At 43.1% G+C, this 14,405-nt stretch carries 13 protein-coding genes and 1 tRNA gene; 7 read left to right on the top strand and 7 right to left on the bottom strand.

The features are described 5' to 3' along the window. Window positions 1–75: 75 nt before the first annotated feature. The 3 genes from Q0993_RS11300 to Q0993_RS11290 all read right to left on the bottom strand — a co-directional run bounded on the left by Q0993_RS11300 (window position 76) and on the right by Q0993_RS11290 (window position 5,468). The gene (locus Q0993_RS11300; RefSeq protein WP_299533029.1) at window positions 76–477 is read right to left on the bottom strand and encodes a response regulator; all 402 of its coding nucleotides are present in this window, start codon (window positions 475–477) and stop codon (window positions 76–78) included. Window positions 478–691: 214 nt separating this feature from the next. Then, window positions 692–2,173 carry a DUF1501 domain-containing protein gene (locus Q0993_RS11295; RefSeq protein ID WP_299533028.1) on the bottom strand — a complete coding sequence of 494 codons (1,482 nt, stop codon included), beginning with the start codon at window positions 2,171–2,173 and terminating at the stop codon, window positions 692–694. Window positions 2,174–2,177: 4 nt separating this feature from the next. Then, entirely contained in the window at window positions 2,178–5,468 is a 3,291-nt protein-coding gene (locus tag Q0993_RS11290; RefSeq protein ID WP_299533027.1) for a DUF1553 domain-containing protein, read from the bottom strand. Window positions 5,469–5,603: 135 nt separating this feature from the next. Here Q0993_RS11290 and Q0993_RS11285 point away from each other — a divergent pair. Continuing rightward, window positions 5,604–5,687 (top strand) — tRNA-Leu (locus Q0993_RS11285). A 56-nt stretch (window positions 5,688–5,743) separates the two neighbouring features. Here Q0993_RS11285 and Q0993_RS11280 read toward each other — a convergent pair. Next, window positions 5,744–6,466 (bottom strand): DUF1080 domain-containing protein, encoded by a 723-nt coding sequence (locus Q0993_RS11280; protein WP_299533026.1) that lies wholly within the window; start codon window positions 6,464–6,466, stop codon window positions 5,744–5,746. Window positions 6,467–6,735: 269 nt separating this feature from the next. Between Q0993_RS11280 and Q0993_RS11275 the strand changes: the two genes are divergently transcribed. Genes Q0993_RS11275 through Q0993_RS11250 form a run of 6 tightly spaced genes read left to right on the top strand, consistent with a single transcriptional unit; the run spans window position 6,736 to window position 12,534 of the window. Next, the gene (locus Q0993_RS11275; RefSeq protein WP_299533024.1) at window positions 6,736–7,635 is read left to right on the top strand and encodes a MerR family transcriptional regulator; all 900 of its coding nucleotides are present in this window, start codon (window positions 6,736–6,738) and stop codon (window positions 7,633–7,635) included. A gap of 30 nt (window positions 7,636–7,665) precedes the next feature. After that, a complete protein-coding gene (locus Q0993_RS11270; protein ID WP_299533022.1) occupies window positions 7,666–9,123 on the top strand; it encodes an NAD(P)/FAD-dependent oxidoreductase in 1,458 nt (485 codons plus the stop codon). Between the two features lie 7 nt (window positions 9,124–9,130). Next, the gene (locus Q0993_RS11265) at window positions 9,131–9,970 is read left to right on the top strand and encodes a phytoene/squalene synthase family protein (RefSeq protein WP_299533020.1); all 840 of its coding nucleotides are present in this window, start codon (window positions 9,131–9,133) and stop codon (window positions 9,968–9,970) included. 1 nt (window position 9,971) lies between these two features. Then, entirely contained in the window at window positions 9,972–10,421 is a 450-nt protein-coding gene (locus Q0993_RS11260) for a sterol desaturase family protein (protein WP_299533018.1), read from the top strand. Between the two features lie 3 nt (window positions 10,422–10,424). Continuing rightward, window positions 10,425–11,903 carry a 1-hydroxycarotenoid 3,4-desaturase CrtD gene (gene crtD, locus Q0993_RS11255; RefSeq protein ID WP_299533015.1) on the top strand — a complete coding sequence of 493 codons (1,479 nt, stop codon included), beginning with the start codon at window positions 10,425–10,427 and terminating at the stop codon, window positions 11,901–11,903. Continuing rightward, entirely contained in the window at window positions 11,896–12,534 is a 639-nt protein-coding gene (locus Q0993_RS11250) for a carotenoid biosynthesis protein (RefSeq protein WP_299533012.1), read from the top strand. The genes crtD and Q0993_RS11250 overlap by 8 nt, the downstream gene beginning before the upstream one ends. On the opposite strand, the gene Q0993_RS11245 is transcribed toward Q0993_RS11250, so the two are convergent. The 3 genes from Q0993_RS11245 to Q0993_RS11235 are packed head-to-tail and all read right to left on the bottom strand — an operon-like array spanning window position 12,522 to window position 14,373. Beyond that, on the bottom strand, window positions 12,522–13,250 hold the full coding sequence (locus tag Q0993_RS11245) for a DUF3291 domain-containing protein (protein ID WP_367279604.1): 729 nt from the start codon (window positions 13,248–13,250) through the stop codon (window positions 12,522–12,524). The two genes, Q0993_RS11250 and Q0993_RS11245, sit on opposite strands and share 13 nt — an antisense overlap. After that, window positions 13,247–13,813, bottom strand: a complete 567-nt coding sequence (locus tag Q0993_RS11240) for a TlpA disulfide reductase family protein (RefSeq protein WP_299533009.1) — start codon at window positions 13,811–13,813, stop codon at window positions 13,247–13,249. Before Q0993_RS11240 ends, Q0993_RS11245 begins: the two co-directional genes overlap by 4 nt. After that, a complete protein-coding gene (locus Q0993_RS11235; protein WP_299533006.1) occupies window positions 13,813–14,373 on the bottom strand; it encodes a TlpA disulfide reductase family protein in 561 nt (186 codons plus the stop codon). Before Q0993_RS11235 ends, Q0993_RS11240 begins: the two co-directional genes overlap by 1 nt. Between the last annotated feature and the right edge of the window lie 32 nt (window positions 14,374–14,405).

Genomic DNA, 14,405 nt, shown 5'->3' with positions numbered 1-14,405 from the left:
TGGTTTAATTTCAAAAATAAAAGTAAGAAAAGTATCACCTATGACAGAAAATTTGTTGTGAAACGAGGTTTTCTGTTAGCCTTTTACCAATTCATTGGCTTCCCAATACGCTAAAACCTTCTGAAGTTTGGATTGATATTCCTCGTATTTTAGGGGCTTTATGACGTAACCGGCAATTCCAATCCTGTAACATTCCAGCAAATCGGCCCGGTTTTCGGAAGTTGTAAGGATGATTGTGGGCAGGTATTTTAAGGTATCGTGTGCCTTAAGAATTTTTAGGAATTCGATGCCACTCATTCTGGGCATATTCAGGTCTAGGAGAATAATATCGGGAAGTGCATCTTCCGAACCTAGTTTTTGTAAAGCTTCTTCACCATTCCTTGCTTCGGTGATTACGTGCTTGAGCTTAAGCTTTGAAACCGTCCGTCTCAACTTCATAAGCTCAATATTGTCATCTTCTATAAATAGGATATTCATGTTTTTGTGCTTTGGAATTCCATGACAAATGTTAAAATTTTAAATCCCCTTATCCTCGCCGTGTAGACGGATGACCCATAACTGTAGACGAATGGTAGATAGGTTTAGGTGAATTAAAAAATGGAAAACAAGTATTAAGGACTTGGATGAAGTTAATCCACTTCACCTCCATCCCTTTAATATCAGAGGTCATTTAAAACCGAAATATCTAGGGTTATGCAAGAATATCCTTTACCACATGTCCGTGTACATCGGTAAGGCGATATCTTCTTCCCTGATGCTTAAAGACCAATCGCTCATGATCAATCCCCAATTGATTGAGAAGGGTAGCTTGAAAATCATGTACATGGACCGGATTTTCTTCAATGTTATAGCCGAAGGGATCGGTCTTTCCATACACCATTCCAGGCTTTATGCCCCCCCCGGCCATCCACATGCTAAAACTCCGTGGATGATGGTCCCTGCCGTAGTTATCCTTCGTTAACTTTCCTTGGGAAAAACTGGTCCTGCCAAACTCACCACCCCAGACTACCAAGGTATCTTCCAAAAGGCCGCGCTGTTTTAAATCCTTTACTAATGCAGCGGATGCCTGATCTGATGATCGGGCCATTTTGACGATTTCTGTAGGGAGATTACCATGCTGATCCCAACCCATATGATACAGTTGGATGAAATTAACATCGCGTTCCGCCAATCTTCTGGCCATGAGGCAATTGTAGGCATAGGTACCGGGAATACGGGCATCCTCGCCATACATATCAAAGATGTAATCCGGTTCTTGGGAAAGATCGGCAATTTCGGGAACACTGGCCTGCATGCGATAGGCCATTTCATATTGGCTGATCTTTGAATCGATCTCAGGGTCGCCCCATACCTTTTTTTGCTCGGCTTCCAGTCGGGAAAGGTAATCCAACTCGCGCCTTCTACTCTTTTTATCTATTCCCAAGGGATTGCTCAAATACAATACCGGATCAGAACCGGACCTGAATTGTACTCCTTGGTGATGCGATGGTAAAAATCCACTATTCCAAGCCTGCATGTTCAGATTTTGGGCACTGTCCTTTCCTCTGGACAGTAGTACAATAAATGAAGGCATATTATCATTGGAACTTCCCAAACCATAGCTCATCCAGGAACCCATACTGGGTCTTCCTACCTGCTGTGAGCCGGTCTGCATAAAAATGACGGCAGGTTCGTGGTTGATCGCTTCGGTGTACATGGAATTGATCATGCAGATATCCTCGGCAATCCCGGAGGTATGCTTCATCAATTCACTAAAATATCCCCCTGTCTTTGAATGTTGGTGAAATTTAAACTTAGAGCCCACCAGCGGAAAGCTGGATTGTGCGGCCAACATACCGGATACACGTTGACCGTTTCTAACGGAGTCCGGAATTTCCTCCCCCCAGCGTGTCATAAGCTCGGGCTTATAGTCAAAAAGCTCAAACTGACTTGGCCCACCACTTTGAAAGAGGTAAATAACCCTTTTGGCTCTTGGTGTATGATGTGGACCTGAAAGGACTACGCCATTGTTTAAACTAGCCGCTTCGATATCCTTGGGGCTCGGGGAGGCCATTAGATCTGGAAAAATTAAGCTACCTAGGGCAAGACTGCCCAATCCTCGACTTGTGGTACGAAGAAATTCCCTTCGGTTCTGCAGGTATTTCGCTTTTTGGATGTCCTTGCTATAATCCATAGTTCTAATTTTTATAATAAGCCTCCGTGGAATTTAAGACCGTATTGGCCACCCGAGCCAATGCCGCGTTTTCTATCATGGGAATTTCGGGAGCAGGTTGCATCGCCCCGATACTTAGAAATTTCTTTGCTTCTATGGGCTTGGAGGCAAAATAATCTTTCTCTTCATGATACTGCTGAGTCAATATGTTTCTTTCGTTTTGTGTGGGCACTCTTCCGATCAATGCCAGAAAAACTCCATCAATTGCGCTAGTGAGATCAGAAGAAGTTTCTTTCCAGATTTTTTCGGAGAGTACCCTACATGCTTCGATAACCTGTGGACTGTTCAACAATACGAGTGCCTGAAGCGGCGTATTACTGCGCTGCCTCTCCACTTGGCATTCACTACGGTTGGAGGCATCAAAAACCAGCATGCCAGGCGCAGGGACATTTCGCTTCCAAAAAGTGTATAGGCTACGTCTATATAATCCATTTTCATAATCCACCTCATAATCCGGGAAAAACGCGTGGGTTATTGTTTCCCGCCATAGGCCTTCGGGTTGGTATGGGAACACCGATTTCCCACCTATCTTTGGCTCAAGAAGGCCACTGGCCGCCAAGACATTATCCCTTACCATTTCCGCAGACCTCCGGTATCTAGGACTTCTTGCCAAAAGTAAGTTGTCCGGATCAATATCCTTTAAATCCTCCCGTACAACCGAGGATTGCTTGTATGTAGCCGATGTCACCATTTGCCGGACCAATCGTTTTACGTTCCATCCGTTTTCCATAAAATCAACGGCCAACCAATCCAAAAGCTCGGGATGACTGGGCAAGGCACCCTGATTGCCAAAATCCTCATTGGTAGAGACCAATCCTTGGCCAAACATTAAATACCATATTTGGTTTACGGCTACACGGGCCGTCAAGGGATTGTCTTCATGTACCAGCCATTTTCCAAGACCGTATCTATTTCGGGGCAAATCTTCCGGCCATGGTAAAATGGTTTCGGGGACATCCCGCCCTACTCTATCGGTCGGGGCGTCATACATCCCGCGATCTAAAATATAGGTGGGTCGTTCCGTATCCAAGTCGCCCATCACCATAATTTCCTGAACGGTGTCCATCGTCTGGACCTCGCGCAATTGCATTTCACGCAAAGCGTCCCGTTCCTGTCTGAGCTTTTCGTCCAGGTGCAAAACATAAAACTCCGTTGCCGCCTCCGAAGTGGAAGTCATAGCTTGTTGGAACGATTGCCGTCCCACTTCTGCATCATATAAATATTGGGCCATTAACTCTCCAGCCTCTATATTCAGGATACGGACATCATCCAAGAAACCTCCATCAAAGTGCTGGTCGTAATGGCTGGCCCCTAAAATAAGGCCTTGATAATGCATATACACCGTAGCACGTTTATCGGTGTAGGGTTTTGTGGATCGGAGTACATTGTTCCGGAGAATTTCCGGATCCATTAATTGCCCATTTTGATAGATTTTCATGCCCTTGGCATCACTGGAGCCGTCATAGGTCCAAACAAAATGCTGCCATTGGTTCAACGGCAACTCTTCCTTTAAGCGAAGATCCAGGGATTGATAGGGATGTGCATGACTTAGCCTAAAAGACAACCTTGTACTATCCAAAACCACGTCCCAGCCCCGATAGCCCTGTATACGGCCGTTGCCGTTATAAAAAACACGGGCCTCGTCAAATTGCTTTGGGGTTTTGATCCAAAAGCTTACGGTAAAGGGTTCCGTTCGCTCAAAACTGATCCTACTTCCATCGGCTATCAATTGCCCTTCCTGATATTCTAGGGCCATACCTTTCTTTCCTGGCACAAACGCATGCCCGTGGTACTTTGCGTCCTTGGAACCTTTAGCACGGTCTTTGCTAATTCCATTTGCCGATTGGTCAAAATCAAGATGCACCATGGTGGCATGATCCACTAGGCTTTCCATGACTTTAGGTGAGGGATTGGAACCTGCCCACTCCAGGGCCAATGGTTTCCTTTTCCCTACTTCCTCCTGAATACGTGACGATTTCGTCTTGATCTCACGCTTTAGGAATTCCCATAGTTTCGCGACACTTTCTTCCCCGGGTACGGGCATTACGGGTCCCGCGTTCATAGAAAGTTCGGGTGGGGCATCATTTCCATTCTCGATGGAGTTATATGCGAATATGGCATCCCCCCGCTCCACCGTACTATTGAAGAAACTAAAAAGCTCAAAATAGTCCTTTTGGGATATGGGGTCGTATTTGTGATCATGGCAACGGGCACAAGCGACTGTTAAGCCCATAAAGGCCGTACCTACCGTGTTGGTGCGGTCGGCAACGTATTCCACTCGGAACTCCTCCGGTATGACCCCGCCTTCGGAATTTTGTTTGTGCAAACGATTAAAAGCCGTGGCCAACTTTTGCTCATGGGTACTTTCAGGAATTTGGTCTCCCCCAACCTGCCAAAGGACAAAATCATCGTAAGGCAAATTTTCATTATAGGCATCGATGACCCAATCGCGATAGGGCCACATCTCATGGTGGAAGTCATCCAAATACCCTTCACTATCCGCAAAACGGGCCACATCCAACCAATGGGCTGCCATACGTTCCCCGTATGTGGGCAATGCCAATAGGCTATCGACCAATCTTTCATAGTAATCCGGAGCACTATCGGCCATGATACGTTTTACTTCTTCTACGGCGGGCGGCAAACCGGTAAGATCAAAATACAACCTGCGTATCAGTACTTCCCGTTGCGCCATTGGGGAAGGTTCAATATCGTTTTCCTCCAGTTTGGCCACGATAAAATGATCTATTTCATTCGTAGCCCAACCCTTACCTACTTTGGGAACTTTCTTTTTTTCAGGTTTGGTAAAGGCCCAATGCGGTTTGTATTCGGCACCTTGTTCTATCCACTTGCTGATATACGCAATCTCCGTTGGGCTAAGGGTAAGGTTTGATTCCGGTGGGGGCATGACCTGATCTGGATCGGTCGACACCATTCGGTGATAAACCTCACTCTTTCCCAAGCTACCAGGTTTGATGGCAACTCCGGCTCCGGAACGCAGGGCTGCATAAGCCGAATCCGCTATATCCAACCTTAAACTGGCTTTCTGATTATTCTTGTCCGGCCCGTGACAGGCAAAACATCGGTCCGAAAGAATAGGTTTAATATGATAATTGAAATCGATGACCTCGGGAAGCTTGGCTTCGGCCATTTCCACTGCATCGGGTTTATCTACCCCACAGCCCGTAACAAGTGAACCAACGAACAAGAGTATTACATATACTTTTCCCCAATATTTCTCCTTTACATTTTCCATTGATCAACGTAATCAAGTATCAATATTTCCAAAATCGGCATAATTCCAACATTCCATAATTGTCAAAAACCAAATCCATTTATCCGGACAATCTATGGAAATACTTTGCTATATTTGCCCTTCATTTTTAACCGAGCGCACGTGGCGGAATTGGTAGACGCGCTAGCTTGAGGGGCTAGTGGCCATTAGGTCGTGGAAGTTCGAGTCTTCTCGTGCGCACCTTAAGTGCCGTGGCAATATTTGCCGCGGCATTTTTTAATTCCCGCCTGCCCTGCCTACAATTTTCTGACCTTTACATTCCTAAACCAAACTCCTGCGCCATGGTCCTGTAAACCTAGGTAACCATCACTGGCCTTTCCATAATCTGGATAATCGTTCCACTTGCCACTATTCCTCTTTTCCTTCCAATCTTCCGAGAACTTATTGAAGGTCACGATTTTTTGACCATTAAGCCAATGCTCTACCTCTCCTTTGTTGAAAATTATCTTTGAGGAATTCCACTCCCCTACAGGTTTTAATTGCTTCTTGTCCTTATCGGCAATATGCATGGCATAGTTCGCCCCGCTTTTTTGCCAATCCTCCACGGGCCCCGAAAACCCCGCATCATCCAACAATTGATATTCGGCTCCGGTTTCGTAAGGTGCCTTATATATAGTATCCTCTACCACATGGTAAAAAATGCCACTATTACCTCCGTCCGTTATCTTCCATTCCAAGCTCAACTCAAAATTATCATAGGTAGCCCTGGTAATGATATCCCCACCAATATCCCCTCCTGTTCCATAGCATTCGATAATATCGTCCTGAAACTTCCAATTGTCCGGAAGGGAATTCTCATTGTAACCCTTCCACAAGCTGGCGTCCATCAAAGAAATCCATTCGTCATTCTCCAAGGTCATTTCCTGGGTGCCCTCCTGCGATTCTTTGTCTTTCTTCTCTTGTTTGCAGGAAACCGTTATTAATATTCCCGAGAAAATCAAACCGAGTATCCTATTCATTTTTAAGAATTTATGTTCTATTTCCTTTTTTAACATCCTTCTGCAAAAAGTGCTCTACACAATACCGGAAATGTACCTTCATACGACAAGATTTACCAAAGTTGTACAGACAAGCTAAATATATCAAATTATTGAAAAAATGGACTACCATATAAACTTCTTTCGGACTATTTTATCAAAATGGGCGCTTTTTAACTGAAATTTTAACAATCCAACAGTACAACTACTTATATTTAATTGTAAATTTGTTTAAACTTTTTACGTAAATCATGAACAATGTTAAGAAGTTCTTTAGTATAAGGGATTTGGAAAACCTTTCCGGAATAAAAGCGCATACCATACGTATTTGGGAAAAACGATACGGATTGTTATCACCGGAAAGGACAAGTACCAACATCAGAACCTACAGTCTTAGTAGCCTTCAAAAATTGTTGAACGTCACTTTGTTGTACAACAATGGGTATAAAATATCCAAAATTGCCAAGCTAGAAGAGCAGGATATTCCCTTGAAGGTTAAGGAAATCGTTGCTAAAAACAGTGTGAAGAACCATGCCATAAATGCCTTTAAACTGGCCATGGTAAATTTTGATCAAACCCTCTTTTTAAATACGTATAATGGTCTATTGGTCGAAAAATCCTTTAGGGAAATTTTTTATGACGTTTTCATACCACTGCTGAACGAGTTGGGGCTACTGTGGCAAACGGATACCATAAGTCCGGCACATGAGCATTTTATCACCAGTCTTATCAAACAGAAGATTCTGATCAACACGGAAAAACTCCAGCATTTGGAGCCGACCAAAACCGATAAAATTTTCGTCCCCTTTTTACCGGAAAATGAAATTCATGAGATAGGCCTATTATACCTCAATTATGAAATTGTTTTACGAGGTTACAAATCTATTTATCTCGGACAGACCGTACCCTTGGAAACCTTGAAGGATGTTTTAAAGTATTTTAATGACCTCTACTTTGTTTCCTACTTTACCGTAGCCCCCTCCAAGGATAAACTTCAAAAATACGTTGAGGATTTTACTGAAGTGGTAGCCGGATATGAAAATCCAAAGTTATGGTTGTTGGGCCATCAAACCCGATACTTGAGGGAGGGTGGTCATCCTGATTTTATTGAAACATTTACCTCCATAGAACAAGTGGTTAACGAATTATAACTGAACTGGAGCCCCCAATCCCCCATTGCAATGAATAAAAAGGTCATCATAATCGGTTCTGGTTTCTCCTCCCTTTCGGCCTCCTGTTATTTGGCTAAACAAGGTTACGATGTTGAAATCTACGAAAAAAACAGCACCGTGGGCGGCAGGGCAAGGCAATTGGTGCGCGATGGTTTCACCTTTGATATTGGACCTAGTTGGTACTGGATGCCGGGTATCTTTAATAAGTTCTTCGCCGACTTTGGAAAAAAAACATCGGACTTCTATCAATTGGAAAAGTTAAGTCCGGCCTACAAAATCTTTTTTTCCGATGATGTAATTACCATTGGCGATACCATGGATAAAATTTGCGCCGAATTTGAGCGTGTGGAAAACGGAAGCTCGGCACCCCTGCGCAAATTTATCCATAAAGCGCAGGAGAACTACGAAATAGCCATAAACAATGTGGTGTTGCGCCCCGGAATCTCACCTTTTGAATTGGTCACCAAGGAAACCGTTCTACGGGTAGATCAATTTTTTAAAACCATAAGTGGGGAAGTAAGAAAGAATTTTAAAAACCCCAAGTTGGTCTCAACCCTGGAATTTCCAGTTTTATTTTTAGGTGCAAAACCTAGTAAAACCCCTTCTTTTTACAATTTTATGAACTTTGCCGATTTTGGACTGGGCACTTGGCACCCTAAAGGTGGAATGTTCGAAATCATAAAGGCAATGCGCAGTTTGGCGGAAGAATTGGGTGTACGGATATTTACAGATAGCCCAGTTGAAAAAATTCGTGTTAAAGACAGGAAATGCCTGGGCATTGTAAGTAAGGGAAAAAAGGTTGATAGTGATTTTGTATTGAGCGGTGCGGATTATCATCATTCCGAATCCCTTCTGGATAAGGCATACAGACAATATTCCGAAAATTACTGGGAACAAAAGACCTTTGCACCATCATCTTTGTTGTTCTACATAGGGTTCAATAGGAAACTGCAAAACGTGGAGCATCACAATTTGTTTTTTGATACCGATTTTGAACGGCATGCCCAAGAAATATATGATGAACCCCAATGGCCTTCGGACCCACTATTTTATGCCAATTTTCCATCCGTTACGGATAACAGTATGGCTCCGGAAGGATGTGAGACCGGTTTCTTTTTGGTTCCGATTGCGCCAGGTCTGGAAGATACCCCAGAGTTGAGGAGCCAATACTTTGATCTTATCATGCAGCGGTTTCAAAAAATCACCCAACAACAGGTTGATAAGAACATTATTTTTAAGGAGTCCTTTTGCGTAAAGGATTTTGTGGAAGCCTATAACTCGTATAAAGGAAACGCCTATGGTATGGCCAATACATTACTGCAAACGGCTTTTCTTAGACCTGGTTTAAAAAGCAAAAAAGTGAGGAATCTTTACTTTACAGGGCAACTTACGGTCCCCGGGCCGGGTGTACCTCCTTCGTTGATATCGGGGAAATTAGTATCCGAATTAATCGCTAAACAGAAATGATAGGAGGATGAAAGCAATTTTTGACAAAGTTTCCTATAGCTGCAGCAAAATTGTAACAGAGTCATACAGTACCTCTTTTGCGCTGGCCACAAAGATGTTGGACTCTTCTATACGCTCGGATATCTACAATATTTATGGTTTTGTTCGTTTTTCGGATGAGATTGTGGATACGTTCCATGATTATGAAAAGCGAACACTTTTTGATAATTTTGAAAGTAGTTTGGACGATGCACTGAAAAGCAAAATAAGCCTTAACCCCATTTTGAACTCCTTTCAGCATACTTATCACAAGTATGGAATTCCCTATCATTTGGTAGCCTCGTTTATGAAGAGTATGCGCATGGACCTAACCAAAAACACCTATCTTTCGGATGAGGAGTACAAAGCCTATATCTATGGGTCGGCAGATGTGGTGGGGCTTATGTGCTTAAGGGTATTCGTAAAGGGTGATGAGCAAATGTACGAGCAGTTGAAGGATTCGGCCATGGCCTTGGGTTCCGCTTTTCAAAAAGTGAATTTTTTAAGAGATCTAAAGGAAGATTTTGAGACCCTAAATCGCACTTATTTTCCAAATACCGACCTCAACGCATTGGATGAAGCATCCAAAAACGAAATAGTGGAGGACATCAAGGAAGATTTTCAAAAAGGATATGAAGGAATCCTTCAGTTACCACAAGAAGCTAAATTTGGTGTATATACGGCCTATAAATACTATTATAAACTTCTAAAAAAGTTACAAAACACGCCATCCCTGGAAATCAAAAACACGCGGATACGGGTTCCCAATTATCAAAAAATAGGCTTGTTGGCCAAATCTTATGTGAACTATAAATTACATTTGGTATAAGATGACAGCTCTAATTTGGATCATTATTTTTATTGGAACTTTTTGCTTCATGGAATTCATGGCCTGGTTTACCCATAAATACATAATGCATGGATTTTTATGGAGCCTGCATAAGGATCATCATAAAAAAGATCACGACTCCTGGTTTGAACGAAATGATGCCTTTTTTATTTTTTATGCCGTGGTAAGCATGTCTTTCATTATGATAGCCACATCCAGTTGGTTTTGGTATGGATGGCCCATAGGTTTTGGCATTATGGCATACGGTGCCACGTATTTTCTGGTTCACGACATCTTTATACACCAGCGTTTTAAACTCTTTAGGAATGCCAATAATTGGTATGCACGCGGCATACGACGTGCCCATAAGATACACCACAAGCATTTGGGCAAAGAGGACGGTGAATGTTTTGGAATGCTCTTCGTTCCCTTTAAGTACTTCAAAAAATAACCCATGGCGCATGCCATTGTTATTGGATCCGGCATTGCCGGTATTGCTACCTCACTTCGGTTACGGAAAAAAGGATATGCGGTTACGGTAATGGAAGCCAATCCTTACCCTGGGGGCAAGCTTCACGCCATGGAAAACAACGGCTATCGTTTTGACCTGGGCCCCTCCCTTTTTACCATGCCACATTTGGTAACCGAACTTTTTGAACTTTTTGATGTTAGGCCAGAACCTTATTTTTCATATTCCCGAAAAGAGACCGTATGCAACTATTTCTGGAACGACGGCACCCAATTTACCGTAAACTCGGATATGGACACTTTTGTAAAGGACGCTTCCAAGGCTTTTGGCACCTCCCAAAAGTCCTTGAAGGAATACCTCAAACAAAATCGTAAAAAATATGAATTGACAGCTCCACTCTTTTTGGAAAAATCGTTGCACAAAGTATCTTCCTATATCTCCAAGGACACGATAAAGGCCGTTTACCAATTAGGAAAGCTGGACATCAATACCTCTTTGGATAAGGTGAACAAAACATTTTTTGAACATCCTAAACTGGTACAGCTTTTCAATAGATATGCTACGTATAATGGCTCATCTCCCTTTAAAACACCGGGTATTATGTCTATGATTCCCCATTTGGAAATGCATTATGGCACCTATTTTCCCAAAGGTGGGATGCATACCATAGCCACAAGCCTCTACCATTTGGCGGTTTCACAGGGTGTTCGCTTCAATTTTAACTCCAAGGTGCTGCGTATCAATGTATCCCGGGGAAAAGCTGGTGGAGTGGAATCCCCTTCGGGTTTCCATAAGGCAGATCTGGTGGTTTCCAATATGGACGTATATCCCACCTATAAAAATCTATTACCGGAACAAAAACAACCCAAACGGGTACTACAGCAGGAACGCTCCAGTTCGGCCCTTATTTTTTACTGGGGAATCTCCAGGAGCTTTCCAGAATTGGACCTTCACAATATCTTTTTCAGCAATTCCTATTTCCAGGAGTTTAAGGCTATTTTTAAAGACAGAACGCTATGCGAAGATCCCACGGTCTATATCAATGTCACTAGTAAGGAGCAACTATCCGATGCACCCAAAGGCCATGAAAATTGGTTCGTGATGATCAACGCACCCGGAGATTATGGTCAGGATTGGGATTCCTTAAAGAAAAAAGCCCGCCGTTGGATTTTGGAAAAACTGAGTGCCCGTTTACAGGTAGATTTGGAATCTTTGATTACCGTTGAGCATGTTCTTGACCCGATAGGTATAGAATCCAATACCAGTTCCTATAGAGGTGCCTTGTATGGAGCCGCCAGTAATTCCAAATTTGCTGCTTTTTTACGGCACCCGAACTTTACATCTTCCATTAAAAACCTCTTTTTTTGTGGGGGCTCGGTACATCCCGGAGGAGGTATTCCACTTTGTCTACTTTCTGCCAAGATCGTAGGGGATATGGCACCAAAACCACTGAGCCATGCTTAAAAGGTTGGAAAAAAATAAGGTAGAACTGGCCATTGGCATTATCTGGCTCTTTCACACCTCGGCCATTATTGGCATTGCATTGGGCTATTTTCAATGGTTTATCGAAAAGACGCCCTTGAACCTTATCATCTTTTTGGTGCTCTTTTTTTGGGTGTACCCCGTACACACGGTAAAAAGGCTACTGGCCTTTCTCATTTTCTTTTCATGCGGAATATTTGCGGAATGGTTGGGCGTAAACCATGGAATACTTTTCGGGAACTATGAATATGGGAACAATCTTGGTCCAAAATTGGATGGGGTGCCCTATCTTATCGGGGCGTTATGGGCACTGCTCACCTTTGTCTGTGCGGGAATAATGGATTACTTCTCCATATCAAAAACGTTAAAAATATTCTTTGCGGCGTTATTGATGGTAGTACTTGATTTTTTTATGGAACAAAGCGCTCACCTTTTGGACTTTTGGACCTTCGAAAATAATTTGGCCTCCTACCCCAATTATGTGACCTGGTTCCTTTTGGCCTTGGCACTTCAGTTGATTCTTAGGGCTCTGGATATTAAGGGAAATAGGCTTTTTTCCATTCACATCTACCTATCCCAGCTGGTATTTTTCCTTTTCTTTTATCTGAGATAAGTCTTCAATTCAGGTAACGGATCCGTGCCGTTCCAAGTCCCGAAAGATTTATAAGGCTGAAACCTACAGAACATTTCTTCGCTGTACCAATCCAGTTGTCGTGTCTTTTCAATCGCCTTGCGGTGTGCCTTGCTATGATAGGCAAAATCCATAAGCGACTGCTTGTCCTGCCAGATACTAAAGGTAGCCATTTGAAAAAAAGGAGCTTCGCCAATACCTTTGGTAAAGATCAGCCCTTTATTGTTCGCCAAAGGCTGCCGTGAGGTAGGAACGTATTTCCAAAACTTGATCAGCCATCGCAGTTTGATCGTAGCACGGGTGATTACCGAAATAAAGGGGTTGTTTTTGTTCTGTGCACTGCTTTTAATGAAGGGGTTGCTTCCGGCCCACTTGCCTTTGGCGCTAATATTGCCCATATACAATGTCCATTGTTCGGTACTATTTTTTCGATAGCGTTCCATTAAATTGGAATGGGCAAAAAAGAAATTCGCCTTTTCCTCATTATCCCAAACCTGCAAAAGACCATATACGGACCAATCCGGTAATGGGTTAAAGCCTACCCTTCCACTACCGAATAATTTATAGAAATGAAGCCCTTTGGTACGGGACAAGGGACTATGGGCAAATTGCATCATCCAGAAGGCCCAAAGTTTTTGCTTTACATTGGAATATTTGAAAAAGGTAAGTGTAGTTATCTGATCGGCACCCATACTCATTCTACCGTAATCAAACGTTCCAATTCTTCCCTGACTTTTTCACTGTACCAATCCATAGCACCTGTTTCGGTAAGGATTACTTTTCCATAACGGTCAACGATGTAGGTAGTAGGGAGTAACTTTGATGCCAAGACATCTGGCCTTTGGGTCTTGGAATAATAAACCGGTAGGTCATAGCCCTTCTTTTTCAAGAATTTGGATACCCGTTCCGGTTCATCCCGGGCAACGAACATAAAGGTAACCTTGTCCTTATAGGCATCGTGCAATTTCTGAAGACTGGGCATTTCCGCAACGCAGGGCGGACACCAAGTTGCCCAAAAATTAACAAATACCACTTTTCCTTTTTGGGTTTCAAAATGAAAGGCGTTGGAATTCATATCCTCCAATTCCCATGTATAGGTATCCAAAGGGGTCGGTATTTTTACTTTTGCCACTGTAGCGCTTTCAGCGACCCATCCATTGAATTTCGTCATGACCTTAGATCCTACAGGGGTAAAAAACAAAAAAACCAAGGTACCTAGGACCAAAAGGCGAAAAAAAACATGCTGTTTGGAGTATCTCACTAAGTCCCTGTTTTTAGTAGTTCATCCAACAATCGGTGAACCGCTGCTGTATCCCAATCCGTAATATCATCTTCCTTTACTACCACGTAACCGTCCCTATCAATGACATAAGAGGCCGGAGGTTCCAAAACCTGAATTGGCGAACGCTCGCCAATAATCAAATAGGTAACGGGAAAGGTAAAGCCTTTTACATCCATAAACTCCTCTACTGGGGGCCGTTCTTCATCGGTTATGATATAAAAGTCCATTTTGTCCCCATAGACATTGTACAACTGCTGAATACCCTTGAGTTCGGCTGCGCAAGGCAATCGCCATGAGGCCCAAAAATTGATAAAGACTACATTACCCTTGGATTTCTCAAAACTGAAGAAGTCCCATTGGTCATCCTTAAGCTTCCAATCGTAATCTTTCAACTTGTCCCGCTTGGAGGTGGGGATGATATCAGGGGCGCCCGAAAACAACTGATTCAGCCATACCTTGCTGTGATAACCTAAGGGTGTTACGAACAATGCCAACACCAGGGAAATGACCAAAAGTGTAAGTATTGTACTTCGTTTCATATTACGTCCCAATAAAAAACTCCCTTGTCATC

It is taken from the genome of Ulvibacterium sp., assembly GCF_028285715.1.
Lineage (GTDB): Bacteria > Bacteroidota > Bacteroidia > Flavobacteriales > Flavobacteriaceae > Ulvibacterium.
This window is presented reverse-complemented; position numbering and strand designations above follow the sequence as displayed.